We start from the raw sequence: 24,061 nt of genomic DNA, 5'->3' as shown, positions 1-24,061 counted from the left end.
CGGGAGGAGGGCCCCAGCGTCACGCATCGGGTGTCGGGCCCCGGGCGTCGGGCATTGGCAGTGGGCTCGGGCACCGTTCGCAACGGGCAACGTGGACCCGACAGTTGGCGACCGCGCTCGGGGCTTCCGGGGCCCGGGCGCCACGTACTACCCCGGTAGGGGCCTGGAATGGCTCCGGCGAGTGACGCGTAGCAGGCGTGTCCGGCTCTAGCGTCCAGACGTGAACACGCCGCCCGACTCCCCAACGGCACCGTCCGGTCCGCCCCCGGTCCCCCCAGCGGTGCCGCCGTCGGCGCCCTCCCCTTCGCAGGGCGCCGACGGGGCGGCGGGCTCTCGACTTCCAGTCTGGCGGCGTCTGTTGGAGGCCGTCGCACTGCTGCCCGCCGGGCTGGGCGCCCTCGTGGCGGCCTGTGCCGGACGGCCCTGGACGGCTCGCAGAGCGCTGTGTGCGGAACCTGAACCGCGCGCCCTCCCGCTGCAAGCGCCGGAGCCGGAAGCACCGGAGCGGAAAGCGGGCGAACCGCAGGAACCGCCGGAGGAACCGGCACCCACCGTCGCGTGGCGGCTCGCGGGACACGCGCTGCTCACCGTGCTGCTCGGCGCCTTGGCGTGGGTGCTCTCCGGCGTGCTCGTGCTCTCCGTCGTCCGTGGGCTCTTCTACGGCTTCGTGGACCACGGCCCCTACGGCGACTCCTGGGGCGGCCCCAGCCGCACCGGCGCCTGGCTCGCGCACTTCGCCGCGGGCACGCCCTTCGCCTTCGCCGCCACGGCCCTGCTGTACGGGGTCGCCGAGCTGCACCGGCGTACGACGGCACCACTGCGCGGAGAGCGCAGGCCGTGGTGGGCGCTGCCGACGGTCCTGGCGAGCGGCGTTGCCGGTGTGCTGTTCGTGATCGCCTTCATACGCCAGCTCGGCTGATCACGCGTCGCTCGGGGCGGCACGCCCGCGTTCCGTCGACTACGCCCGCGGCGGCGTCAGTTGCGGCAGTCCAAAGTTCGAGTCGGCAGCGCTCACGCCCCCGCTGCCTCGGCCGCCCCGGTCGTCTCCTCCGCCCCGTACGGCTCCGCCAGCGCCTCCGGAAGCGGCTCGGCGTGCAGCACCGTGAGCCCCGAGACCGCACGGGTGAGGCATACGTAGAGCCGGCGCAGCCCCGTACGGGTGTCCGGCTCGGCGGCGGCGATCGCGGCGGGCTCGTCCAGCACCACGTAGTCGTACTCCAGGCCCTTGGCCAGCGCCGCCGGTACGAGGGTGAGACGGGAGCCCTCGCTGGTCTCCGTACCCGGCGCGAGATACGACAGCCCCGCGTCCTCCAGCGCACGGGCCAGCGCGGGCAGCCGGTCACCGGCGCCGATCAGCCCGATGGAGCCCTCGTGCCGCAGGGACGCGCGGCACGCCTCTACGACCGCCTCGTCCAACTCGCCGCGCGCACAGGCCCGTACGGAGAAGTCTCCAGGAGACTCCCGCACCGACGTGGCCTCCTTCAGCTCAGGGGCGATCTGCGGCAGCAGCCGGGAGGCATAGGCGATGACCTGACGCGGCACACGGAAGCCCAGGGTCAACTCCTCGACGGCGGCGGCCGGTTTGCCCAGGTGGCGCAGCGCCTCCTCCCAACTCGCCGTGGCCCAGGGCGTGGTGCCCTGTGCGATGTCGCCGAGGACCGTGACGGAGCCGGTGGAGCAGCGACGGCCCACCGCCCGGTACTGCATCGGCGACAGATCCTGTGCCTCGTCCAGCACCACGTGCCCCAGCGAACTCGTCCGGCTCACAAGGTCGTCGACCTCGTCCACCAGCACGGCGTCGGCCGCCGACCAGCGCGCCGATCCCACCCCTCGCGGGGGCTTGGCCCACAGCACCGCCTTCTGTTCCTCCTCGGTGAGGATGCCGTCGGCCTGCTCGGCGAGGAAATTCGCGTCGGACAGCAGCCGCAGCACCAGCTTCGCCGGGTCCACCACAGGCCAGCACGCCTTCACCACGGCCTTCACCGCCGCGTTCCGCGCCACCGCGTCCTGCACCCGGTCGTCGGGTGCCTCGCCCGCCTGCTCCATGCGCACCAGCACCGCGTGCGCGATGCGCTGCGGCAGGGCCTCGCGCGCAGCCCCGTACCGCATGTCGCGGGCCAGCAACTCCTCGATAAGACCCGCCAGTTCATGCGCGGGGACCCGCCAGCGCCGGGACCCTCGCACCACCACGCACGGCTCCTGCGGCATGCTCACCCCGGAACGCACCGCACGGCGCAGCACCTCCGCCATCCTCGCGTCGCCCTTGATGTGCGCGGCCACGGCGGTGTCCTCACCGCGGACCGGTACGTGTGAGACCAGCTCCGCGACGGTCGCCTGCCGTACGGACATCTCGCCGAGCGCGGGCAGCACCTGCTCGATGTAGCGCAGGAAGGAGGAGTTGGGCCCGACGACGAGGGTGCCGGTACGGGCCAGCCGCTCGCGATGGGTGTAGAGCAGATAGGCGACGCGGTGCAGGCCCACGGCCGTCTTGCCGGTGCCGGGCGCGCCCTGCACACACAGCGAACCCTCGATCCCCGCTCGTACGATCTCGTCCTGCTCGGGCTGGATCGTCGCCACGATGTCCCGCATGGGCCCCACGCGGGGGCGCTCGATCTCCGCCTGGAGCAGCCGGGAGACGGTCTCGGCCTCGGCGGGGTCGGTCAGATGCTCGTCCTCGTACGCGGTCAGCTCGCCGCCCGCGTAGCCGAAGCGGCGGCGCATCGCGACGTCCTGCGGGTCCTTCTTCGACGCGCGGTAGAAGGGCTGGGAGACCGGCGCCCGCCAGTCGACGACCATCGGGTCGCCCTCCGCGTCGTGCACATGGCGGCGGCCGATATAGAAGGTCCGGTCCGGTACGTAGTCGAGGCGGCCGAAGAACAGCGGAGTGTGCGCGAGGTCGGCGAGGGATCTGATGCGCGCGTCGAGTTCGGAGCGGAGCACCTCGGCGTTGACCCAGTTGGCCGCGACGTCGGTGATGTCGAGAGCTTCGGCGTCCGCGCGCATGGCACGCAGAGCGGCGCGGGAAGCGGCCAGATGGGCCCGTTCGTCGTCGAGGGGGTTGCGGGTGTGGCTGGAGTGGGCAGGGGCGGACACGGCGTTGCCTCCGGACGCGACGCGGCATGCGCGAAGCGCGGGTGTGTACGGGTGCGGAAGGAAGGCCGACCGGTTTCCGAGCGGTCGGGGTCCCCCCGGACCTGGAGGCGGGAGGCGGCAGACGCGAAAGCCTAGCCCCGCCGGGCGGAGCCGGGCCAACGGATTTTCCGCGCACCGGTCCGCGTACGGACTGCACAGACGGACTGCATGGACGGATCGCCCGCAGGGATCTCGGCTACGGGTCTCCCGCACGGACTTGGAGTACGGCATGGAGCCCCGCGTCGAGCACGGCATCGAGTACCGCATCGAGTACGGGCTTCAGCCACGGGGCGGACACCATCGGAAGGGAGAGCGGCACAGGTGACACGGCGGCCGGACGCACGAGCTGGACACAAGGGCACGAGTGACGACGCAACGACCGGCGACCGGAAGACGGGCGATCGGAAGACCGGCGACCGCACCGGCGACTGGCGCCTGCCCTCCGCCGCCGCCGCGCTGCTCACGCTCTCGCTGGCGGCGCTGGCCGCGCTCTGCCTGGTGCAGCGCTGCCCGATGGCCGACCTTCTGGTCTACCGGGCCGAGGGCGCCGCCGTCGCCGGGGGCGGCGATCTCTACGGCTTCACGGTCACGGCCTGGAACCTCCCGGCGACCTACCCGCCGTTCGCCGCGCTGCTGTTCGTACCGGCGGCGTGGCTCCCGACGGCCGTCGCCAAGGCGGCGTTCCTCGTCGGCAACACGGCCCTCCTCGCCCTTCTCGTCCATCTCTCCCTGCGCCTGGCGGAGGACGCCCAGGGCGATGGACGCGCCCCATGGAACGTACGGGGCACCGGCCTTCGCAGCCGTACTGCCGTGGTGCTCGCCGCCACCGCCGCCGCGCTGTGGCTGGAGCCCGTCTTCCAGACGCTCGTCTTCGGCCAGATCAATCTGCTGCTCGTCTGCCTGGTCCTGTGGGACCTGGGGCGCCCCGACGGTGCACGCGCCAAGGGCCTGGCCGTCGGCATCGCCTCCGGAATCAAGCTCACACCCGCCGTCTTCGCCGTCCATCTGCTGCTGACCGGGCGGGTACGGGCGGGCCTCACCGCGCTCGCGGGATTCGCCGGGACGGTACTGGCGGGAGCGCTCGTACTGCCGTCCGCGAGCTGGGAGTTCTTCACCCGGCGGATCTTCGAGACGGCGAGGGTCGGCAAGGTGTGGATCGTCGACAACCAGTCGCTCCAGGGCCTCGTCGCCCGCCTCGCGCACACCGCCGACCCCGGGATGCTCTGGGTGCTCCCGGCCGCTGCCGCCGCCGCCGGGCGGGCTGCTGCTGGCCCGGCGGGTGCATGTGCGTCAGGGGCGGCCCGGGTGGTCGGTGATGGTCAGCGCGTTCACGGCGCTGCTCGTCTCCCCGATCAGCTGGTCCCACCACTGGGTGTGGTGCGTGCCGCTGCTGGTGCTGCTGGCCGCCGAGCGGGCGCGGGCCGGAGCGGGCCAGGGCGTGGTGCTCGCCCTGGCGGCGGTCTTCTCGGCGCGCACGCTGTGGCTCGTACCGAAGCAGGGCGCGGACGACCTGCGACTCGGATGGTGGCTCCAGCCGCTCGCCTCGCCTTACGCGCTGCTGACGCTGGCGCTGCTGGCGGCGGCTGCCGTCCGCTGCTACTCGGTCTCGCTCTCCGGGGCCGCGTCGGGGGCGGCTTCCGGCTGGGCCGTCAGCAGGTCGTGGGAGTCGACGATGCGGTAGGCGTAGCCCTGTTCGGCGAGGAAGCGCTGCCGGTGGGCGGCGAAGTCCTGGTCGATGGTGTCCCGGGCGACGACGGAGTAGAAGCGCGCCTCGTGCCCGTCCGCCTTGGGGCGCAGGATGCGGCCCAGCCGCTGTGCCTCCTCCTGCCGTGACCCGAACGTCCCCGATACCTGGATGGCGACGGTCGCCTCCGGCAGATCGACGGAGAAGTTGGCGACCTTGGAGACGACCAGGGTGCTCAACTCGCCCTGGCGGAAGGCCTCGAAGAGCTTCTCGCGCTGCTTGTTGCTGGTGTCGCCCTTGATGACGGGCGCGCCGATGTGCTCGCCGAGTTCGTCGAGCTGGTCGATGTACTGCCCGATCACCAGCGTCTGCTGGCCCTCGTGCCGCCGCACCAGCTCCTCGGTGACGCGGCGCTTGCTGCCGGTCGTGGCGCAGAAGCGGTACTTCTCCTCCGTCTCGGCCGTCGCATACGCCAGCCGCTCGGAGTCGGTGAGGCTCACCCGCACCTCCACGCAGTCCGCGGGCGCGATGTAGCCCTGCGTCTCGATCTCCTTCCACGGGGCGTCGAAACGCTTCGGGCCGATGAGCGAGAAGACGTCCGACTCGCGGCCGTCCTCCCGTACGAGCGTCGCGGTCAGGCCGAGGCGGCGCCGCGCCTGGAGATCGGCGGTGAACTTGAAGACGGGCGCCGGCAGCAGGTGCACCTCGTCGTAGATGATCAGGCCCCAGTCGCGGGAGTCGAACAGCTCCAGATGCGGATAGATGCCCTTCCGCCTCACCGTCACCACTTGGTACGTGGCGATGGTGACCGGCCGGATCTCCTTCCTGGTGCCGCTGTACTCCCCGATCTCGTCCTCGGTGAGCGACGTGCGGCGCACCAGCTCCGACTTCCACTGCCGTGCCGCGACCGTGTTGGTGACCAGGATCAGCGTCGTGGCCTGCGCCTGGGCCATCGCACCGGCGCCCACCAGCGTCTTGCCCGCGCCGCACGGCAGCACGACGACGCCGGAGCCGCCGTGCCAGAAGCCGTCCACGGCCTGCCGCTGGTACGGGCGCATCGACCAGCCGTCCTCGTCGAGGGCCACGGGATGCGCCTCGCCGTCCACGTAGCCCGCCAGGTCCTCCGCGGGCCAGCCCAGCTTCAGCAGCACCTGCTTGATCTGGCCGCGCTCGGAGGGATGCACGACGACGGTGTCCTCGTCGATGCGCGCCCCGACGAGCGGCTGGATCTTCTTCGACCGCAGCACCTCTTCCAGAACCGGCCGGTCGCTGCTCTCCAGGACCAGCCCGTGCGTGGGGTGCTTCAGCAGCCGCAGCCGCCCGTAGCGGGCCATGGTCTCGGCGACGTCGACGAGGAGCGCGTGCGGCACCGGGTAGCGGGCGTGCGCGACGAGCGCGTCCACGACCTGCTCGGCGTCGTGCCCGGCGGCACGGGCGTTCCACAGGCCGAGCGGTGTGAGCCGGTACGTGTGGATGTGCTCGGGCGCCCTCTCCAGCTCGGCGAAGGGGGCGATGGCGCGGCGGCACTCGTCGGCCTGTTCGTGGTCGACCTCCAGCAGCAGCGTCTTGTCGCTCTGGACGATCAGCGGGCCACCGTTCACGCGTCGTTCCTCCGTCTCGAGCCCCGCCCGTTCGGGTGCGTCCGGGTCAAACGTCCAGTGTGCCCCATGGGTCCACACGGGCGCCTGCCGTGCGTGTGGCCACGCATGAAGTCCAAGCGCCTATACGGTTATACGTCCGGACACAAGGTGTAGTGGTCCGTATGAGATGCGTGACCGTATCCGAGGGCGCGTTGAACGGAACTGACGAAGGAGAGCGACCGGGATGGCGACGAAAGTTGCGGTAACCGGGCACATGGAGCTGTCCGAGGAGACGGTGCCGCTGGTACGGGCGGAACTGGAGCGGCTGCTGCGGATGTTCGAGCCCTCCGGACTGGTGGGTCTGTCATGTGTGGCCGCGGGCGCGGACTCGCTCTTCGCGGAGTCGGTGCTCGCCGCGGGCGGACGGCTGGTGGCCGTGCTGCCCAGCCGCGACTACCGGCAGGCCACGGTGAAACCGGAACACGCAGAGACCTACGACCGCCTCACCGCCGCGGCCGACGAGGTGATCGTGCTGCCGTACGCCAACGCCGACCGCAAGGCATACGAGGCCGCGAACGCGGTGCTCCTGGAACGCGCCGACCGGCTGGTCGCCATCTGGGACGGCCAGCCGGGCTCGGAGGAGAAGGCGGGCACGACGGCGGACGTCGTCGCCGGGGCGCGCAGCGCCGGGCTCGCCGTCGACGTCGTGTGGCCGGCGGGCGCCTCCCGCGGCTGAACCGCCCAGCACGCTCAGGGATGTTCGCCCGCGCCCCTCAGCAGGGGACGGTCCCCGCGCTTCGCGTCAGGGGGCGGTCCCCGCGTCCGCGAGTTCCGCGATCACCTGTGCGTGGCACGGCTCGGGGACGCACCAGCAGCCGAGTCTGCGTCCGCGAAGCCCCGGCAGCAGGGCCAGCAGGTCTTCGCGGCCCAGCAGATGCTCACGGTATTTCTCCAGCACCTCTGCCCGTGTGCCGTCCCGGCCGGGCCGGAAGGGGCTCGCCAGCGGCGAGCCCTCCAGGTGCCATCCGCCGCGGTGCATGGGACGGCCGACGTAGACGACGTCGGCGTAGGCCGGGTCGTCGCGGTGGCCCTTGAGGTTGACCACCGTCGTGGCCGGGATTCCGTCGCTCATGTGCTTTCCCTGCTTCTGCTTCGGCTCCTGCTTCTGATCCGGCCGTCGCCTCGGTTTCCGTTTCCGTCTCTGCCTCCGCTCTCGTGCCTGTTCAGGGGGCGGGTGCCGCCTGCTCGCGGTGTCACGGGAGCGTGAAGACCGCACACGTGGTGGTGCCGTGTGCGTAGAGGCGGCCGTCGGTCGCGCCCGTCACCCGTGCCTCTGCCGTGGCGGTCGTACGTCCCACATGGACGGCGGTGCCCTCGCAGCGCAGTGCGGGGGTGTCGCCGAACACCGGGCGCACCAGGTTCACTCCTAGCTGGACCGTGGTGTACGCCCGTCCCGCGGGGAGCGTGCTCATCACGGAGGAGCCGAGGGCGGAGTCCAGGAGTGTGGCCAGGAAGCCGCCGTGGACCGTGCCCATGGGGTTCAGCAGATGCTCGCCCGGTTCGCCCTCGAAGGCCACGCGGCCCTCGTCCACCTCTACGAGTCTGAAGCCGAGGGTGCCGCAGATCGGTGCCTGGGGGAGGCCGCCTTCCAGACCGAGACGCAGCAGTTCGAGACCGGAGCGCCCGCCCGCGTCCGCGTATGACGTGGGGCGTTCCCAGGTGTGGGTGCGTGAGCGCGTACCGGCCGGATCGATGGACGTTCCGGTCGCCGTCGCGGTCGGCGCGGCTTCGGGTCGGGACATGGCTGTGCTCCCTCGTCGTGGGTGTGCGTACGCGGTGAATCCGGGCGTACGCAGCGAACCTACGGTCGCGGCACGGCCGTTCCCAGTGTCGTGAACGACACCTCCGATACCGCTTCCGACATGGACATCGCTGTGCTCGCCTACGACGGGGTCTTCGACACCGGGCTGTCCTCGATCCTCGACGTGCTGGCCGCCGCTGACTCCATGCGCGGCGAACTGCCGCAGCCCCCGCCCGCCCGGCGGGTCACGACGGTGGGTTTCCGGCGCAGGGTCCGTACGGGCGCCGGGCACACGGTCACCACGCGACCCGTGTCGGCGGCGGAGGACGCCGGGCTGCTGCTGGTGCCCGCGCTCGCGGAGCGCGGACCGGAGGCGCTGACCGCGCATGTCTCGGGGCCCGAGTCGGCGTCCGCCCGCCGGCTGGTGCGTGAGACGAGGAGCAGAGGTGTACCCGTCGCGTCCGCGTGTACGGGGACCTTCCTGCTGGCCGAGTCGGGAGTGCTCGACGGGCGCCGGGCGACGACCAGTTGGTGGCTCGCGCCCGTCTTCCGCAAGCGCTACCCGGCCGTCGTACTGGAGGAGACCAGCATGGTCACCTCCTCGCGGGGGGTGACGACGGCGGGCGCCGCCTTCGGGCACGTAGATCTCGCGCTGGCGGTAGTCCGCATGACCAGCCCCGCGCTCGCGGATCTCGTCGCCCGCTATCTGGTCGTCGACGAGCGGCCTTCACAGTCGGCGTACACGATCCCCAGCGCGCTGGCGCAGAGCGACCCCGTCGTCGCGGCCTTCGAACGCTGGGCCCGGCTGCACCTCGGGGAGCCGGTCGCCATCAAGGAGGGCGCCGCTGCGGCGGGCGTCAGCGAGCGCACCCTTCAGCGTGCGGTCCAGCGCACCCTCGGGACCTCGCCGGTGCGTTTCGTGCAGGATCTGCGGGTCGAGCAGGCCACCCATCTGCTGCGTACGACCGGGCTGTCGCTGGAGGCCGTCGCCCGCAGGGTGGGTTACGAGCACGCCAATACGCTGCGTGTCCTGCTGCGCGAACGGGCCGGTGTCACGGCTGGGGCGCTGCGCCGGTCGCGGCGCTGAACTCGTCGGCGTGGCAGGGGAGTTCGGGAGTCCCCCGCAGGCTGTGGGCGTCATGCCGCCCTGGTCTCACGCCGGTTCGGACGTCCGGGCGTGCCTGCTCAGGCCAGTTCGGCGACGCCCGTGATCCGGTGCAGCGGATAGGTGCGGATCTCCTCCGCCGTGTGGTCGTACGCCGTGACGAAGCCGCCCTCCACCCGCACCGGGGCGATCACCCGGCGGCTCGCGGCGCCGTCGGCGTTGACGTAGCCGATCCACACCGCGTCGCCCGACACCGCCGCCGAACGCATCGTGGCGATCGTGTCCGCCGACGTGGTACGGGGCAGCGAGCCGCCGGGGTCCGCGGGAGTCTTCGTCATGCGCCCGGACGCCTTGGCCGGTCTGCGCGGCGCCGTCGCCGCGTGGTCGCCCGCCCTGATCGCCCGCACGGCGGCGGCCAGCAGCGCCGCGTCCGGCACCGGTGGGCCGTCGGGCACCGGCTCGGGCGGGGTGCGCGGTGGAGTGCGGTGGGAGTCCGTACGGGCGATCAGCACATCGCCCTCGGCGGACTCGGCGGCCGGTGCGTAGCCCATCTCCCGTAGCTTCGCGAGCAGTTGGTCCGGCGGCAGGGGCGAGGCGAGCACGGTGGGCGCGAGCAGCCGCAGCCGCAGCGGCGCGGAGCGCCGGTCGGCGGTGATCTCGGTCAGCAGGGCGTCGTCGTCGCAGCGTACGTATGAGGAGGCGGCGCCCACCCGCAGCCTGCCGTGCCTGCGGGCGACGTCGTCGACGAGGTAACTCAGCGGCTGCGGCACGGGAGTTCGCGAGTGCGCGGCGAGAAAGGCGTGGATGTCGCTCGCGGTGCGTCCGGCGTCGAGGGCGCGCCGTACGGAGCCGGGCGTGAAGCGGTAGACGGTGGCGCCGCCCTTGGACTCGACGTCGGCCAGCACGCCCAGCATGGCGGCGAGCGGGCGCTCCAGCGGGCCGGGTGCGACGGCCGTCAGATCGGCCTGTAGCAGGATGTGGTCGAGCGGTTCGGGGAGCAGCGGTGCGAGCCGGTCCGCGGCGCGTGCCCCTGCTGCCTCCAGCTCCGCGGGCGTGCGGGTGCCGCAGGGGAAGAGCAGTTCCCGTGCGTAGGAGGCGAGCGCGCCGCGGCCCGTCAGCCCCAGCAACTCGGCCTCGTGCAGGGTCCATTCGGCGAGCCGTGTGCGCAGATCACCCGAAGTGGCGCCCGCAGCACCGACGTTGCCTCGGCTGCCGCCGCCTCCGGTCCCCGCGTCCCCGCCGTTGCCGCCGTTGCCGCGCAGCGGGCGCTCCCAGCGCAGCCGCTCCAGCACGGAGTGCTGGGTGGGCGCCGAGCCGCCGTCGAGGGTGGTGAGCAACTCCAGGGTGCGGCGGCGCACTTCGGCGGTGAGTCCGCGGTCGAGGCCCTGGCCGAGCGCGGACAGGGCACGTCCCTTGGCGTCGCGCCCGCCGACGAGGCCCGGTACGCGGGTCCCGGTGAGCCAGCGCAGCACCACATGGGACCAGCGTTCGTGTGCGGGCCTGGCCAGCCACTCGTCGTACGCGGGTGTGGGCGCGTACCCCTCGTCGGCTTCGCCGTCGGCGGCGGACAGGCCCGCGGCGTAGGCGAGTTCGACCCAGAACGCCGCCGTCGGCTCGGGCACGTCCAGCACGGCGGCCGTCCGTTTGAGGTCCCGCACGCCGAGGCCGCCCGCGCGGAGCACGGACGGCGGATCGCCCGCCCAGTCGGACAGCAGGTCCTCCAGGGTGCCGAGGGCGGCCAGCGCCTGGCCCGCGGCCGTCTGGTCCACGGCCTCCTGCGGATACTCGCGTCGCACCGCCAGCGGCGGAGGGAGGGGTTCTACGTCCCGGTGCGCACGGCCGCCGCGCAGGTGCAGCGCGACCTCACGGGGCAGTACGACGGTGCGCGGCGCGGTCCTCACCAGCAGCCCCCGGTCGAGCAGCCAAGTCACCGGCGGCGAGGGCAGATCGCTCTGCACGGAGCCGTACGGCGGGCCCCAGCGCAGCTTTTCGAGCATCAGCAGCGACTCGGCCGGGGCGTGGTCCAGCAGCGCCTCGGTGCGGTCGCGGTCGGCGAACAGCCCGGTCAGCGACGCGAGCGCGCTCACCGGGTCGTGGGTGGCGGGCAGTCCGGCGTGGGCGAGGATGTCCTGGAGCCGGCCCGGCGACATGCCCGCGGTGGCCTCGGCGAGGGTCGGGCCGAGCCCCGTGGGCGACGGCGCGGACGGGGAGGGCGTGAGCAACTCCCGTGCGGTGCGCACGAGATGGAGCCGCTCGTCGTCGCCCCACAGCAGGGCCTGCTCGCGCAGGGTGCGCAGGGCACGCGGCAGTTCGGCGGCGACTGCCTCCCGTACGGCGGCGGTCGGGGGACCGGCGGGAGCTGGCTCCGTGGCGGCGTCCTCCGTATGGGCGGTCTCCGCAGGGGCGTCGCCCGCGAGGAGCCGTTCGAGAGTGCCGTAAGGGCAAGGGTCGGGGGCCACGGCGATGGCCTCGGCCGTCTGTAGCGCGAATCGGTCCAGCCGCTCCACCGCGCGTACGACGGACGCACGGGTGCCCGCGCGGGTGGCGAGCTGCGTGAGGTCGTTGGGTACGGGCGAGAGCAGGTCCGGGCGGGTGCGCAGCAGCTCGGCGAGCGCCGCGTCGTCGCGTGCGCGCAGATCGTCGGCGAGCGTACGGGGTGCGGCGCTGCTGCCGCCGCTGTGCTCGGTGCTCATCCAGCCCACGTTAGCGCGGGCGGCGCAGGGTACCGTCGGGGACGAGCCTGGCAACGGCAGGGCAGGCGCCAAGGGCTAGCAGTCGTTGGGGAATTGGTGGGGATCGAGAGCGACAAGCTCGTATTCGATTATCTGAGCCGGATCGGTGACCTGGCCCACAGCACGCCGATGACGGCCGCGGAACGGGCACGCCTGGTGACCGGCCTGCGCGGCGAGATCGACCGCATGAGGGCGGAGGAGGGCGGCGCCGAGAGCAAGGCCGCGGTGAAGAAGATCCTCGCGCGGCTGGGGAAGCCCGAGGAGGTCGTGGCTGCCCGCGGCTCGGGGTCTTCGGGCGGCTCGGGGACTTCCGGTGACGCGGGCGGGTCCGGCGCTTCGGGCGGGTTCTCCGGTTCCTCGGAGGCGCCGGCCGCCGGGGGCGAGGGCCGATACGTGCACCGCCCCTCAGGCGAGGGCTCGTCCGGGAGCGAGTCCGGCGGCGACCGGCTCGTCAAGCGCCCGAAGATCTCGCTCCGCAAGCGCCCGCCCGAGCCCGCGCCGCCCCCGGCGTCCACGGCCTCGTACGGTGCGGGCGCGCCCCATCTCGCGGGCATGGACGAGCTTGGCCCCGAGGAGTCCGACCCCGACTGGTGGCGCGTCGATCCCACCCCGTACGGAGACGGCGGCGGCAGCCGTACGTTCGGCGAGCCGGTGCCCGGTTTCGTCGGCGGCATCGAGCTGCCCGAGCTGCTCAAGCCCCCGCCAGGCGGCGGCGAGGAGGACGCCGCGCAGCCCGGGGGCTCCCGGCCCAGGAGCACGGTCCCGGCGGCACGCAAGGCACCGGACGACGAGAGAGGCGAGGGCGCGCCGGGCGAAGGCGCCGCCGGGGACGGCGCCGCGGGCCGCGCCCGGCGGCTGCTGCCGGGTCGTGCGCGGGTGGGGACTTCCGGCCCCCGAGTGGGCGGCGTCGTGGAGTTGGCGGCGGCAGCGGTACTGGCCGGCGGTGCCGTGGCCGGTTCGCTGATCGCGCTCGGCGTGGGCTGGCTGGCCGCCTGGTGGTCGCCGCGACTGAGCCGTACGGAGGCCAAGTGGGCGGCGGCGGGGATGCCGGGGCTCGTGGCGGCCGGTACGGCGCTGTGGCTGTGGGGCCGCACCGAAGGGCGGTGGGGCGAGCCGATAGCGCAGGGCGGCAAGGAGCTGGGCCGGGCGCTGACGGAGGCGGGTCCGGTGGTGCTGCGCGTCGCGGCCGTGGCGAGCGCGCTGTTCCTCGTCTGGCGTGCCCGGCGCCCGAAGCCGTAACCGGGCCGAGGAGCCCCGACGAGGCGGAGAAGAAGGGGAGTCCGGATGTGACGACGCTGACGGTGGCGACGTGCCAGTTCCCCGTCGACGCCCGCATCGACCGCAACTGCCGCCACATCGCAAGACAGTTGAGGTCCGCGAAGGAACAGGGCGCCGATATCGCCCACTTCCCCGAGGCGTCCCTGTCGGGCTACGCGGGCGTGGACTTCCCCGATCACCGGGGATTCGACTGGGAGTTGCTCGAAGCCTGCACGCTGCGCGTGATGGAACTCGCCGCCGAACTGGGGATCTGGGCCGTTCTCGGCTCCGCACACCGCCTCACCGGCCAACACAAGCCGCACAACAGCCTGTACGTCATCGACGACCGCGGCTCGCTCGTCGACCGCTACGACAAGCGCTTCTGCTCCGGCGACCCCGAGGGACGCACGGGCGACCTCGCCCACTACACACCCGGCGACCACCCGGTGCTCTTCACGGTGCGCGGCGTCCGCTGCGCCACGCTGATCTGCTACGACTACCGCTTCCCGGAGCTGTACCGCGACTACAAGCGGCGAGGCGCGCAGCTCGTGCTGCACTCCTTCCACGCCGCGCACATGAGCCCCGGCAAGGTCGCCGCGATCCGCGAGCACATCGGCGAGGACGTGCTGCACCTCAACTCCGCCGGGACATACCCCGGGATCACCATGCCCGCGGCGGTCACGGGCCACGCGGCGGCGAACCACGTATGGATCAGTTGTCCCAACTCCTCGGCAAGGGAGAGCGGTTGGGGCGCCTTCTTCGTACGCGCCGACGGCGTCACCACCGGACGGCTGCCGCGCAACCGTACGGGCGTGCTGATCTCCACGCTCGACACCGGGGCACCGCTGTACGACTCCACCGAGCACTGGCGCGGGCGGGCGATGGACGGAGTCCTCAACAGCGGTACGACGGTGGACGATCCACGCTCCCAGCGGCGAACCAGCCTCTGACCGGCACCGGCGACCGCCGAACGGCGAGGGAGAATGGCCCATATGGCTTCGCACGAGCTGCACTCAACGGGCGTCACCGGCGGCACGGCCCCCGCTTCGGCCCCCGTTTCGGATCAAGTCCCGGTCCCCACAGTCGGCTTCGACCTCGACATGACGCTCATCGACAGCCGCCCCGGCATCAAGGCCACCTATGAGGCGCTGTCCGCCGAGACCGGCACGTACATCGACTCCGCTCTGACCGTGACCCGCCTGGGGCCGCCCCTGGAGCAGGAGTTGGCGCACTGGTTCCCCGACGGCGAGATCCCGCGGGCCGCCGACCGCTACCGCGAGCTGTATCCCCGGTACGCGGTCGAGCCGTCGCCCGCGATGCCCGGCGCCCGCGAAGCCGTTGCGGCAGTGCGGGCAGCGGGCGGCCGTGCCGTCGTCGTCACCGCCAAGCACGAGCCCAACGCCAAGCTCCACCTCGAACATCTCGGCATCGAGCCCGACGCGGTCGCCGGATGGCTCTGGGCCGAGGCCAAGGCCGAGGCGCTGCGCGAGTTCGGCGCGAGCGTCTACGTCGGCGACCACACCGGCGACGTACGAGGGGCGATGACGGCGGGCGCGCTGTCGGTCGCGGTGCCGACGGGCCCGTGCGGCGCGGACGAACTGCGCGCGGCGGGCGCCGCGGTCGTACTCGAGGGCGGACTCCCGGACTTCCCCGGCTGGTTCGCCGGTCACTGCGCGCGGCGCTGATCCGCCGCAGGAGAAGAGCGGGCCGTTGCACCGGGGACGAGCGAGGCGGAGGCGACCACTGTGGCCTGCGGGTGCTCCCCGGCTCGTGCCGCCCAGCAGCCCGCGCCGCCGGAGGGGGCGTACCGCCTTGGTCGTACGAGAAGATCACCGGGCCGGGACGTTTCAGTGTTCACGCCGCGAGGGTAGATCGGTGGGCAATACGGAGGACACGGAGGAACCGCTCGGCGACTCCCCTGGGCCCCAGGGCCCGGGTGGGGGTGCACCCACAGAGCGTGGGGGAGTACCCCTGGTCACCGGGCACCGGGGGATTAGCCTTGGTGGTGAGCGGGTCATCGGCCCGCTCAACTTGCTCTTCGGAGCCAGATTCAGGACGAGAGCACAGGTTTCAGGACGCAGCCGAGGCTGCCCGGCAGTACGAGGACGAGGACAGACGTGCCTACCGGCAAGGTCAAGTGGTTCAACAGCGAGAAGGGCTTCGGCTTCCTCTCCCGCGACGACGGCGGCGATGTCTTCGTGCATTCCTCCGTGTTGCCCAGCGGAGTGGACGCACTGAAGCCCGGCCAGAAGGTCGAGTTCGGCGTCGTCGCCGGGCAGCGCGGTGACCAGGCCCTCTCGGTGAGCGTGCTGGACCCGGCGCCCTCGGTCGCGGCGGCGCAGCGGCGCAAGCCCGACGAACTGGCCTCCATCGTCCAGGACCTCACGACGCTGCTCGACGGCGTCGCCCAGGGCCTTGAGCGCGGCCGGTACCCGGACAAGCAGCACGGCCGCAAGATCGCCGGCATGCTGCGGGCCGTCGCCGACCAGCTCGACGTCTAGCCGGACGTTCCTGCGCGGAACGCGAGGCCGCGAGGTCGCGAGACCCCCGGCCGCGTGGCCGAACAGCCGTTGCCCCCGCGCGCAGCCGGTCGTCGAGGCGTCACGGCATCGCGGGTGCCGCAGGCGCCACGGCCGTCATGGGTGCCGTGGCGGGAAGGCGAGTGCGTCGTCGGGGAAGGGGGGCACCAGGCCCTCCGCGGCGGCGCGGGTCAACAGCCCTCGTACCGCGGCGATTCCGTCGTCTCCGAGGTCGGCCGTGAACTCGTTGACGTAGAGCCCGATGTGCTGGTCCGCGACGGACGGGTCCATCTCCTGTGCGTGCTCCAGCACATACGGACGTGACGCCTCCGGGTCGTCCCATGCCGCCCTTACGGACGCCCGTGCCGACTCCGCGAGCCTCAGCAGCGTCTCCCTGCCCAGCGAGCGGCGGGCGACGATGGCGCCGAGCGGGATCGGCAGGCCGGTGGTGTGCTCCCAGTGCTCGCCCATGTCGGCCAGCTTGTGCAGCCCGTACTGCTGGTAGGTGAAGCGCGCCTCGTGGATCACGAGCCCGGCGTCGACCTCGCCGTCGCGGACGGCGGGCATGATCTCGTGGAACGGCAGCACCACCACCTCGCCCACGCCGCCCGGGACTTGGTCGGCCGCCCACAGGCGGAAGAGCAGGTACGCGGTGGAGCGCTCGCTCGGCACCGCGACCGTCCCGCCCTTCAGCGAGCCCGGCAGCGACTCCTGCCGGGTGAGTACGAGAGGGCCGCAGCCCCGGCCGAGGGCGCCGCCGCACGGCAGCAGCGCGTAGTCGCCGAGGATCCAGGGGAGCACCGCGTACGACACCTTCAGCACGTCGCCCTCGCCGCGTTCGGCCATGCCGTTGGTGACGTCGATGTCGGCGAACGTCACGTCGAGCGGCGGTGCGTCCGGCACCCGGCCGTGCACCCAGGCGTCGAAGACGAACGTGTCGTTCGGGCATGGTGAGAAGGCGATGCTCAGCGTGGCCTCCGCGGAGACCCGGCCGGCGTCGCCCTGGCCGTGGGTGCCCGGGCGGTGGTCGCCCCGGTCGTCGGCGCTCCGGCTGTCGGTCCCGTGGTCGTCGCTGTCGCTCATGCTTCCCATGCTCGCAGCACGGGCAGCGCCGCCGCGCAGCCGGTCCCGAGGGCCGCCAGCGCCTGCGGGATGCGCCATGCGGCACGGTCGCGCGGGCCGACGGAGTTGGAGACGGTACGCATCTCCAGCGCGGGCACGCCGTGCAGGGCCGCCGCCTCGGCCACGCCGAAGCCCTCCATGGCCTCGGCGACCGCTCCCGGGTGCCGGGATGCCAACTCCCTTGCGCGGGCGGCCGTTCCGGTCACCGTGGACACCGTGAGCACCGGTCCGTACACCGCGCCTGCCGCCTCGGCCACGTCCCTTGCGAGTGCGGGCGGCGGGCGGTGCTCCGCCCTGCCGAAGCCCAGGTCGGCGACCGACGCGAAGCCCTCGGAGGTGTCGGCGCCGAGGTCGGCGGCGACGATCGACGAGGCCACGACGACGGTGCCCGGGGGCTGTTCGAAGCCGCCGGCGATGCCCGCCGAGACGACGAGGGTGAAGGGCGCACCGGCCGACGCCGCGGACGTGAGCGCGGTGGCCGTACCGGCAGCGGCGGCGGCAGGTCCGGCCCCGGCGGCGATCACCTCGGTGTCCGCGTGCAGCTCGGTGTCCGCGTGCAGCTCGGTGTCCGCGTTCACCTCGGTGTCCGTGCCCGTCCCTGTGTCGGTGCTCGGCCCGTTCCGCTCCAGACCGGCCACCACGGCGTCCCGCTCGGCGGTCACGGCGGTGACGATCAGGATTCGCGCGGGGGACATGGCCGCAGGCTACCGGCGCGGGGGAGCACCGGAGCGCGCGGCCGTCGGCGTGCGGGCCTCCGGGGCGCCCGGCCCGTTGCTGCCGTCGTCGCACCCTTGGGGCGCCGTGCGCGCGTCAGGCCACCCGGGGCCGCGTGGCTCCGTGTCGTCTGGCCGCCCGCAGCAGACTCCGTACGGAGAAGAGGGCCCCCGCGGCGATCACCACCGCACCCACCGCCATCCCCAGCGGCGCGATCAGCGGCAGCGAGATGCCCAGGCCGCCGCCGACGACCCACGACATCTGCATCAGCGTCTCCGAACGAGCGAACGCGGATGTGCGGACCTCCTCCGGCACGTCCCGCTGGATCAGCGCGTCGAGCGACAGCTTGCCCAGGGCCTGTGAGATACCGGCGGCGGCCGTGACGAGCGCGGCCGTGACCGTCCCGTAGACCAGTGCGGCGGCGACGGTGGCGGCGAGGGCGCACCCCATCACCCCCGCGATGATCACTTCCGGTCCTCTGGACTTGAGCCAGGCGCCGATCGCCGTGCCGAGGGCGTTGCCGCCGCCCGCCGCGACGGCCACCAGACCCAGCGACACCGCGCCGGACAGCCCGGTGAGCGGCTGATCGCGCAGGAGGAAGGCGAGGAAGAAGGTGAGGAAGCCGGAGAGGCCGCGCAGTGCGGAGTTGGCGATCAGCGCGTTGCTCACGGACGGGCCGACGGTACGGAGTCCGGGCCGCTTGCCGTCCTTCGCGGCCCGCCCGCCGGCAGCACGGGAGGGGCCCGGGGCGAGGCGGGGCGCGAGCCGGGCCTTGCGTTCGCCCTTCGCCGAGTCGACCCTGCCGTGCAGCGAGAAGGACAGGAACATGCCCAGCACGAACACGGCGGACGCCGCGTACAGCGGCAGCGCCGCCCCGAACTGGTGCAGCCCCGCACCGAGCGGCGCCGCGGCGCCCGTGGCCACGAGTCCCGCCAGCGTGACCCTCGAATTGGCCTTCACCAGCGAGAAGGTGGGTGGCAGCAGCCTCGGCACCACCGCCGAGCGCACCACCCCGTATGCCTTCGACGACACCAGCACCGCCAGCGCCGCCGGATACAGATCCAGGCGTCCCGTCTCCACCGCGCCGGACATCGCCAGCGCAAGCAGCGCACGCGCCAGCATCGACGCGGCCATCGCGGCGCGGCGGCCGTGCGGCACCCTGTCCAGCAGCGGCCCGATCACGGGCGCGAGCAGCGCGAACGGCGCCATCGTCACCAGGAGGTAGAGCGCCACCCGCCCACGGGCCTCACCGGTCGGTACGGAGAAGAAGACCGTGGAGGCGAGGGCGACGGTGATCAGCATGTCGCCGGCGGAGTTCACGGCATGGAGTTCGATGAGCCTGCCGAGGCCGGACTCACCGGCGCCCTCGCCGTGAGTGAAGCGCCGGAGGCGACGGGCCGCCGCCGCGGGTGGCCGTCGTACGGCACGCGCGGCTCCATCGAGCAGACGACGTGCGCGTCCCGGCCCGGCAGCCACGAGCTTCAGTCTGCCCCAGGCGGGGTGACGGATGCGGACAGTCCACGCCGGACGGACAGTCCGCACGGGGCGGGCGGTTCGTCGTCGGGGGCGCAGGGAATCCCTCCGGGGCGGCCGGGCGATTCCGTGGGGTAGCGTGGTCGCCGGTGTGCTCCGCACGGCCCCGAGCGGGGCGCGGACGTTCGCAGCGGCTCCCAGGTCCCGCTCCGTCCGCAAACCAAGGGGCGTCCCCGCCGAAGGCAGGGGAAGCGTCCTCTACCCGGCCGCCGTACGGGAGTGCACGCCGACAACGGCGCTATGGCGTAGGAGAGACGATTCTTGTGAGTGCAGCATGACCGCCGCGACGCGAAGCGGCCGTACCCGCCGCACCCCTGCCCCGGACCGGCTCTGCGCCGAAGCCGTCGCGCTCGCCCGCGAGGCCGTGGAGGCGGCGGCGGGGCCCGGGCAGGTCGGCGACCACATCGAGGCCGTCGCCGACGGGGACCGTGTCGTCACGCACTTCTTCGAATGCCTGGAGTCGGCCTATCGGGGCTGGCGTTGGGCCGCCACCCTGACCAGGGCGTCACGTGCCAAGACCGTCACGCTGGACGAGACGGTGCTGCTGCCCGGGCCCGATGCGCTGCTGGCTCCCGAGTGGGTCCCCTGGAGCGAGCGGCTGCGGCCGGGCGACCTCGGACCCGGGGACCTGCTGCCGACGGAGGCGGACGATCCGCGGCTGGTGCCCGGAGGAGCGGGCGAGGTCGGAGAGTCCGAGGAGGCGTCCGCGGGTGCCGAAGCGGCCCTCGGCGCCGGGCCCCCGGAGGGTGCGGAGACCACGGCCCGTACGGCGGGCGCCGGAGCAGCCGGAGCGACCGTGACGCCCGGCGTCGAAGAGGTCGCCGAGGCGGTGGACGCCGAGATCGAACCGGGGTCGCCTGCCGAGACGGTCACGCCCCCGGAGCGGGGCACGATCACGGCGGTCGCCGAGGAGCTGGGCATGGGCCGCCCCCGTGTGCTCTCCCGCTACGGACTGGAGACGTCGGCAGACCGCTGGGACGAGGAGTACGGAGCGGACACGGCCATGGCCCAGTCCGCACCGGCGAGTTGTGTGACGTGCGGCTTTCTGATGCCGCTCGCGGGGCCGCTGCGGCAGGCGTTCGGCGTCTGCGCGAACGAGTACAGCCCGGCGGACGGCCATGTGGTGTCCCTGGCGTACGGCTGCGGGGGCCACTCGGAGGCGGCGGTCATGCCGAAGCCGCCGCAGCCGCCGCCCCCGGTGGTCGACGAGACACGGGCAGACGAGCTGTCCTGAGCCGGGCCGAGCCGGACGGGGCCGGGCCGAGTTGAGCCGGGCCCTGCCGAGCCGGGCTGATCCGGGCCGGGCCGGGCTGATCCGGGCCGGGCCGCGGGTCCCGCGGTTCCGCTTCACCTCACGGGCCGCTGGGTCGTCCGGTCCCGTTCCATGGGCGGCCCCGTCGGGCGAGCAGGCCGCCTGCGGAGCCGTCCGTACGCCGGGCCCTCGCCCCAACGCGCTCTCGCCGCCCATGAGTTGAGCCGAAACGCAGGTGCCCGGGTGCCGGCGCCGCGGCGCAGCCGCCGTGACTTGGCCACCGCCTCAACGGTTTCCCTTCCGCGGCCTGCCCGTCCGCTACGGGCACCTCGCCGGAACGGGCCGCCCCGCTGATGCCGTACCGTCACGACGCGGGACGCGAGGTGCCGTGTGATGGAGGAGGCGGTCATGGGGCAGGAAGAGACGCCGGCGGACCCGTTCGGGACGGCGCGGCTGCGGCGCGGTGTGCTGGACGCCTGGATCGCCTCGCCCGCGCGGTTCCGTGAGGACGCCAACGCCGAGCAGGAGCTGGCGCTCGGCGGCTACCGCGACCGGCTCGTCGTGGAACTCGCGCAGAACGCCTCCGACGCGGCCGCCCGCGCCGATGCCCCCGGGCGGCTGCGCCTCACCCTGCGCGACGGTGTGCTCGTGGCGTCCAACACCGGTGCGCCGCTGGACGCCGAGGGCGTCGAGTCGCTGTCCACGCTGCGTGCCTCCGCCAAGCGGGACACCCAGGACGCCGCCGCCGTGGGCCGGTTCGGGGTGGGTTTCTCCGCGGTGCTCTCCGTCTGCGACGAGCCCGCCGTACTGGGCGCCGGGGGCGGGGTGCGCTGGTCGCTGGACGAGGCGCGGGAGATGGTTCTGGACGCGGCACGCGAAGTGCCCGCGCTCGCCGAGGAGTTGCGCCGCCGTGAGGGCCACGCGCCGCTGCTGCGCCTGCCGTTGCCCACCGAGGGAGAGGCACCCGAGGGCTACGACACCGCGGTGGTGCTGCCGCTGCGGGACGCGGGCGCGAGGGAGTTGGCGGAGCGGCTGCTGGCGGAGGTCGACGACGCGCTGCTGCTGACGCTGCCCGGACTCGACGAGGTCGTGGTGGAGACCGACGAGGGCGCCAGGACGCTCACCCGCCATACGGACGGCCCGTTCGTGGAGGTACGCCGGGGCGACGGAGGCGTACGGCGCTGGCGCGTCGAGAGCGACAGCGGAGTGGCGGACGCCGCGCTGCTTCAGGACCGGCCCGTCGAGGAGCGCATGCGCGCGGCGTGGTCGGTGACGTGGGCCGTGCCGGTGGACGACGGTGCTCCCGTGCGGCCCCCGACGGCGCCTTGCGTACACGCGCCGACGCCGACGGACGAACCGCTGGGCCTGCCCGCGCTGTTGATCGCGAGCTTCCCGCTGGAGCCGACGCGGCGCCACGTCGCGCCCGGCCCGCTCACGGACTTCCTGCTGGAGCGCGCCGCGGACGCCTATGTGCGGCTGCTGCGTGACTGGCGTCCGGTGACGGCGGACGTCGTGGACCTGGTGCCCGGCCCGCTCGGCAAGGGCGAACTCGACGGCGGGCTGCGGCGGTTGCTGCTGTCGAAGCTTCCAAGTGTGCGGTTCCTGGCGGGTGCCGGTAAGGACGAGGACGGCGAACCGGTCGTGCTGCGTCCGCGCGAGGCGGAGATCGCCGAAGGCGCGGGCGCCGCCACGGTCGGAGTGCTGGCGGAGCTGTTCCCGAGCCTGCTGCCAGCCGGGATGGAACGGCGAGCGGTGCTGCGGGCGCTGGACGTCGCGAGGGTGCCGCTGGGCGAGGTCATCGACCGGCTCGCGGGAGTGGTGCGGCCCCCTCAGTGGTGGCGGCGCCTGTACGAGTCGCTGGCCGGCGTCGACCCCGACCGGTTGACGGGGCTTCCGGTGCCGCTGGCGGGCCCCGGCACTCGGACGGCGATCGGGCCGCGCCAGGTGCTGCTGCCGTCGCCGGGTTCGTCGATGGAGCCGGAGCGGGCGGGGCGGCTGTCACGGCTCGGCCTGAAGGTCGCCCACGAGGACGCTGTGCACCCGCTGTTGGAGAAGCTGGGGGCGACGGCCGCCACACCGCGGGCCGTGCTGACGACCCCGCAGGTGAGGGCGGCGGTGGCGGCCTCGCTGGACGACGGCGACGCGTGGGACCTCGCGGAGGAGGGCGAAGGCCCCCTGGACGCCGAGGAGTTGGCGGAGGTCGTACTGGGGCTGGCGAGGGACGCGGGGCTGGGTCCCGGCGACGAGCCGTGGCTGGGGGCGCTGGCTCTGCCCGACGAGGACGGTGAGCCCGCGCCGGCCGGTGAACTCGTCTATCCCGGCAGCGACTTCGAAAGCGTCATCCGCGAGGGCGAACTCGCCGCATGCGACGGTGAGTTGGCGGAGCGCTGGGGCGAGCAGCCACTGACCGCGGTCGGCGTGCAGGCGGACTTCGTGCTGGTCAGGGCCGTCGACGTGGTGCTCGATCCTGACGAACTGGAGCCGCGCGAGGGCGACTTCGCCGAACCGGACGACCCGGGCCTCCTCGACGCCGTGGACGTGTGGTGCGAGGACGTACTGGACCAGCTCTCCTCCGCTCAGGGCGGGGACGGGGAGGAGCCCGGCCTCGACATGGCCGTGCCGCCCGTCGCCTCCGAGCTGGTGGCCGTGCGCGACCTGGACCTCGTCGACGACGACTGCTGGCCGGAGGCGCTGGCGATGCTCGCGCGTCCGCCGCTGCGGGACGCGCTGACCCAGCCCGTACGGGTGCTGCTGCCCGGCGGCGTGACGGAGACCGTACGCCCGTACACCGCGTGGTGGCTGCGCGGCCACCCCGTACTGGACGGGCGGCGGCCCGCCGGGCTGCGCGCCGCAGGCGGCGATCCGCTGCTGGAGGGGCTGTACGAGGAGGCCGACGCCGGGTTCGGCGACGCCGAGGTGCTGCGGGCGCTCGGCATCCGCACGTCCGCGGCGGCGCTGCTGGAGGAGCCGGGCGGCGCGGCGGAGCTGCTGCGGCGCCTGGCCGACCCCGAGTCGGAGGTGGACCACTCCCGGCTCCACGGTCTCTACGGGCTGTTGGCACGGCTCGACCCCGAAGAGGTCACGCTGCCCGAGGAGTTGTGTGCCGTAAGGGCCGGAACGGGCGCCGTCGAGGTCGTGCCGAGGGACGAGGCCGTGATCGCCGACGCGCCCGATCTGGTGCCCGCGGCGGGCGACCGACGGCTGCTGCCGGTGCCTCCCGCGCACGCCGCGGATCTGGCGGCGGTGCTGGAGGTGCGGCGGCTCAGCGAGACGGTGCCCGGACGCATCGACGCGGCGGCCTCCGGCGAGGGCACGGAGCGGGAGGTCCCGGACGCCGTGCGTCTGCTGCTTCCGGAGGCGCCGCGCACGTACTACGAACACGACGAACTGGTCGTGGACGGCGTGGACGTGGAGTGGCGGCGCACCTCGGACGGCGTGCTGCACGCGGCGACGCTGGAGGGCGTCGCCGCGGGTCTGGCGTGGGCGGCGGGCCGCTGGGGCCGCCGCTTCGAGGTGGCCGCGCTGCTGGAGGACCCGGGGCGGGTGGCGGAGCTGGAGCGGGCACGCTGGTTCGAATGACGGCCGGGGCCGGGTGAAGCGGGCGCGAGCCGGCTCCGCGGGGTCCGTCCG

At 73.6% G+C, this 24,061-nt stretch carries 17 protein-coding genes and 1 pseudogene; 10 read left to right on the top strand and 8 right to left on the bottom strand.

The genetic code is table 11. From position 1 onward, the window contains the following. Positions 1-358 precede the first annotated feature (358 nt). Positions 359-919, top strand: coding sequence for a hypothetical protein (locus tag MMA15_RS11370; protein ID WP_241058985.1), 561 nt, complete (start codon positions 359-361; stop codon positions 917-919). Between the two features lie 92 nt (positions 920-1,011). Here MMA15_RS11370 and MMA15_RS11365 read toward each other — a convergent pair whose 3' ends face one another. After that, the gene (locus tag MMA15_RS11365; RefSeq protein WP_241058984.1) at positions 1,012-3,093 is read right to left on the bottom strand and encodes a HelD family protein; all 2,082 of its coding nucleotides are present in this window, start codon (positions 3,091-3,093) and stop codon (positions 1,012-1,014) included. A 552-nt stretch (positions 3,094-3,645) separates the two neighbouring features. On the opposite strand from MMA15_RS11365, the pseudogene MMA15_RS28650 reads away from it, so the two are divergent. Then, positions 3,646-4,338 (top strand): annotated as a pseudogene (locus MMA15_RS28650) (glycosyltransferase 87 family protein); the annotation flags it as partial. A 390-nt stretch (positions 4,339-4,728) separates the two neighbouring features. Here the strand turns inward: MMA15_RS28650 and MMA15_RS11355 are convergent. After that, a complete protein-coding gene (locus MMA15_RS11355; RefSeq protein WP_241058983.1) occupies positions 4,729-6,417 on the bottom strand; it encodes a DNA repair helicase XPB in 1,689 nt (562 codons plus the stop codon). A gap of 223 nt (positions 6,418-6,640) precedes the next feature. Between MMA15_RS11355 and MMA15_RS11350 the strand changes: the two genes are divergently transcribed. After that, positions 6,641-7,132, top strand: coding sequence for a hypothetical protein (locus MMA15_RS11350; RefSeq protein ID WP_241058982.1), 492 nt, complete (start codon positions 6,641-6,643; stop codon positions 7,130-7,132). Positions 7,133-7,198: 66 nt separating this feature from the next. Here the strand turns inward: MMA15_RS11350 and MMA15_RS11345 are convergent, their stop codons facing one another. Together MMA15_RS11345 and MMA15_RS11340 are read right to left on the bottom strand one after the other, a co-directional pair. After that, the gene (locus tag MMA15_RS11345) at positions 7,199-7,528 is read right to left on the bottom strand and encodes a DUF4326 domain-containing protein (protein WP_241058981.1); all 330 of its coding nucleotides are present in this window, start codon (positions 7,526-7,528) and stop codon (positions 7,199-7,201) included. 121 nt (positions 7,529-7,649) lie between these two features. Continuing rightward, positions 7,650-8,198, bottom strand: a complete 549-nt coding sequence (locus MMA15_RS11340; protein ID WP_241058980.1) for a PaaI family thioesterase — start codon at positions 8,196-8,198, stop codon at positions 7,650-7,652. A 120-nt stretch (positions 8,199-8,318) separates the two neighbouring features. Here MMA15_RS11340 and MMA15_RS11335 point away from each other — a divergent pair, with 120 nt between their 5' ends. Then, positions 8,319-9,284, top strand: coding sequence for a GlxA family transcriptional regulator (locus MMA15_RS11335; RefSeq protein WP_241058979.1), 966 nt, complete (start codon positions 8,319-8,321; stop codon positions 9,282-9,284). Positions 9,285-9,382: 98 nt separating this feature from the next. Here MMA15_RS11335 and MMA15_RS11330 read toward each other — a convergent pair whose 3' ends face one another. Then, the gene (locus MMA15_RS11330) at positions 9,383-11,995 is read right to left on the bottom strand and encodes a helicase-associated domain-containing protein (RefSeq protein ID WP_241058978.1); all 2,613 of its coding nucleotides are present in this window, start codon (positions 11,993-11,995) and stop codon (positions 9,383-9,385) included. Positions 11,996-12,091: 96 nt separating this feature from the next. Between MMA15_RS11330 and MMA15_RS11325 the strand changes: the two genes are divergently transcribed. The 4 genes from MMA15_RS11325 to MMA15_RS27875 all read left to right on the top strand — a co-directional run bounded on the left by MMA15_RS11325 (position 12,092) and on the right by MMA15_RS27875 (position 15,792). Next, positions 12,092-13,273, top strand: a complete 1,182-nt coding sequence (locus MMA15_RS11325) for a hypothetical protein (RefSeq protein ID WP_241058977.1) — start codon at positions 12,092-12,094, stop codon at positions 13,271-13,273. 47 nt (positions 13,274-13,320) lie between these two features. Beyond that, complete coding sequence (locus MMA15_RS11320; RefSeq protein WP_241058976.1) at positions 13,321-14,241, top strand: carbon-nitrogen hydrolase family protein; 921 nt, start codon at positions 13,321-13,323, stop codon at positions 14,239-14,241. Between the two features lie 33 nt (positions 14,242-14,274). Then, on the top strand, positions 14,275-14,976 hold the full coding sequence (locus MMA15_RS11315; RefSeq protein ID WP_241058975.1) for an HAD family hydrolase: 702 nt from the start codon (positions 14,275-14,277) through the stop codon (positions 14,974-14,976). A gap of 432 nt (positions 14,977-15,408) precedes the next feature. Then, positions 15,409-15,792: a cold-shock protein gene (locus tag MMA15_RS27875; RefSeq protein WP_070019891.1), complete on the top strand. Its 384-nt coding sequence runs from the start codon at positions 15,409-15,411 to the stop codon at positions 15,790-15,792. Positions 15,793-15,927: 135 nt separating this feature from the next. On the opposite strand, the gene MMA15_RS11305 is transcribed toward MMA15_RS27875, so the two are convergent. From MMA15_RS11305 to MMA15_RS11295, 3 genes are all read right to left on the bottom strand, one after another. Further along, a complete protein-coding gene (locus MMA15_RS11305; RefSeq protein ID WP_241063145.1) occupies positions 15,928-16,779 on the bottom strand; it encodes a 1,4-dihydroxy-6-naphtoate synthase in 852 nt (283 codons plus the stop codon). Between the two features lie 110 nt (positions 16,780-16,889). After that, on the bottom strand, positions 16,890-17,627 hold the full coding sequence (locus tag MMA15_RS11300) for a futalosine hydrolase (RefSeq protein WP_241058974.1): 738 nt from the start codon (positions 17,625-17,627) through the stop codon (positions 16,890-16,892). 115 nt (positions 17,628-17,742) lie between these two features. Further along, on the bottom strand, positions 17,743-19,122 hold the full coding sequence (locus MMA15_RS11295; RefSeq protein WP_372498227.1) for an MFS transporter: 1,380 nt from the start codon (positions 19,120-19,122) through the stop codon (positions 17,743-17,745). Between the two features lie 331 nt (positions 19,123-19,453). Here MMA15_RS11295 and MMA15_RS11290 point away from each other — a divergent pair, with 331 nt between their 5' ends. Both MMA15_RS11290 and MMA15_RS11285 read left to right on the top strand, forming a co-directional pair. Continuing rightward, positions 19,454-20,413: a DUF3027 domain-containing protein gene (locus MMA15_RS11290; RefSeq protein WP_241058973.1), complete on the top strand. Its 960-nt coding sequence runs from the start codon at positions 19,454-19,456 to the stop codon at positions 20,411-20,413. A gap of 426 nt (positions 20,414-20,839) precedes the next feature. After that, positions 20,840-24,010, top strand: coding sequence for a sacsin N-terminal ATP-binding-like domain-containing protein (locus MMA15_RS11285; RefSeq protein WP_241058972.1), 3,171 nt, complete (start codon positions 20,840-20,842; stop codon positions 24,008-24,010). Positions 24,011-24,061: the final 51 nt, after the last annotated feature.

It is taken from the genome of Streptomyces marispadix, assembly GCF_022524345.1.
Classification (GTDB): Bacteria; Actinomycetota; Actinomycetes; order Streptomycetales; family Streptomycetaceae; genus Streptomyces; species Streptomyces marispadix.
Note: the sequence above shows the minus strand (reverse complement) of the source record. Positions and strands in the feature narration are given on the sequence as shown.

Coding starts and splice junctions, on each gene's coding strand:
- MMA15_RS11350 (WP_241058982.1), top strand. CDS start 6,641: ATGGCGACGAAAGTTGCGGTAACCGGGCACATGGAGCTGTCCGAGGAG.
- MMA15_RS11345 (WP_241058981.1), bottom strand. CDS start 7,528: ATGAGCGACGGAATCCCGGCCACGACGGTGGTCAACCTCAAGGGCCAC.
- MMA15_RS11340 (WP_241058980.1), bottom strand. CDS start 8,198: ATGTCCCGACCCGAAGCCGCGCCGACCGCGACGGCGACCGGAACGTCC.
- MMA15_RS11335 (WP_241058979.1), top strand. CDS start 8,319: ATGGACATCGCTGTGCTCGCCTACGACGGGGTCTTCGACACCGGGCTG.
- MMA15_RS11330 (WP_241058978.1), bottom strand. CDS start 11,995: ATGAGCACCGAGCACAGCGGCGGCAGCAGCGCCGCACCCCGTACGCTC.
- MMA15_RS11315 (WP_241058975.1), top strand. CDS start 14,275: ATGGCCCATATGGCTTCGCACGAGCTGCACTCAACGGGCGTCACCGGC.
- MMA15_RS11300 (WP_241058974.1), bottom strand. CDS start 17,627: ATGTCCCCCGCGCGAATCCTGATCGTCACCGCCGTGACCGCCGAGCGG.
- MMA15_RS11290 (WP_241058973.1), top strand. CDS start 19,454: ATGACCGCCGCGACGCGAAGCGGCCGTACCCGCCGCACCCCTGCCCCG.
- MMA15_RS11285 (WP_241058972.1), top strand. CDS start 20,840: ATGGGGCAGGAAGAGACGCCGGCGGACCCGTTCGGGACGGCGCGGCTG.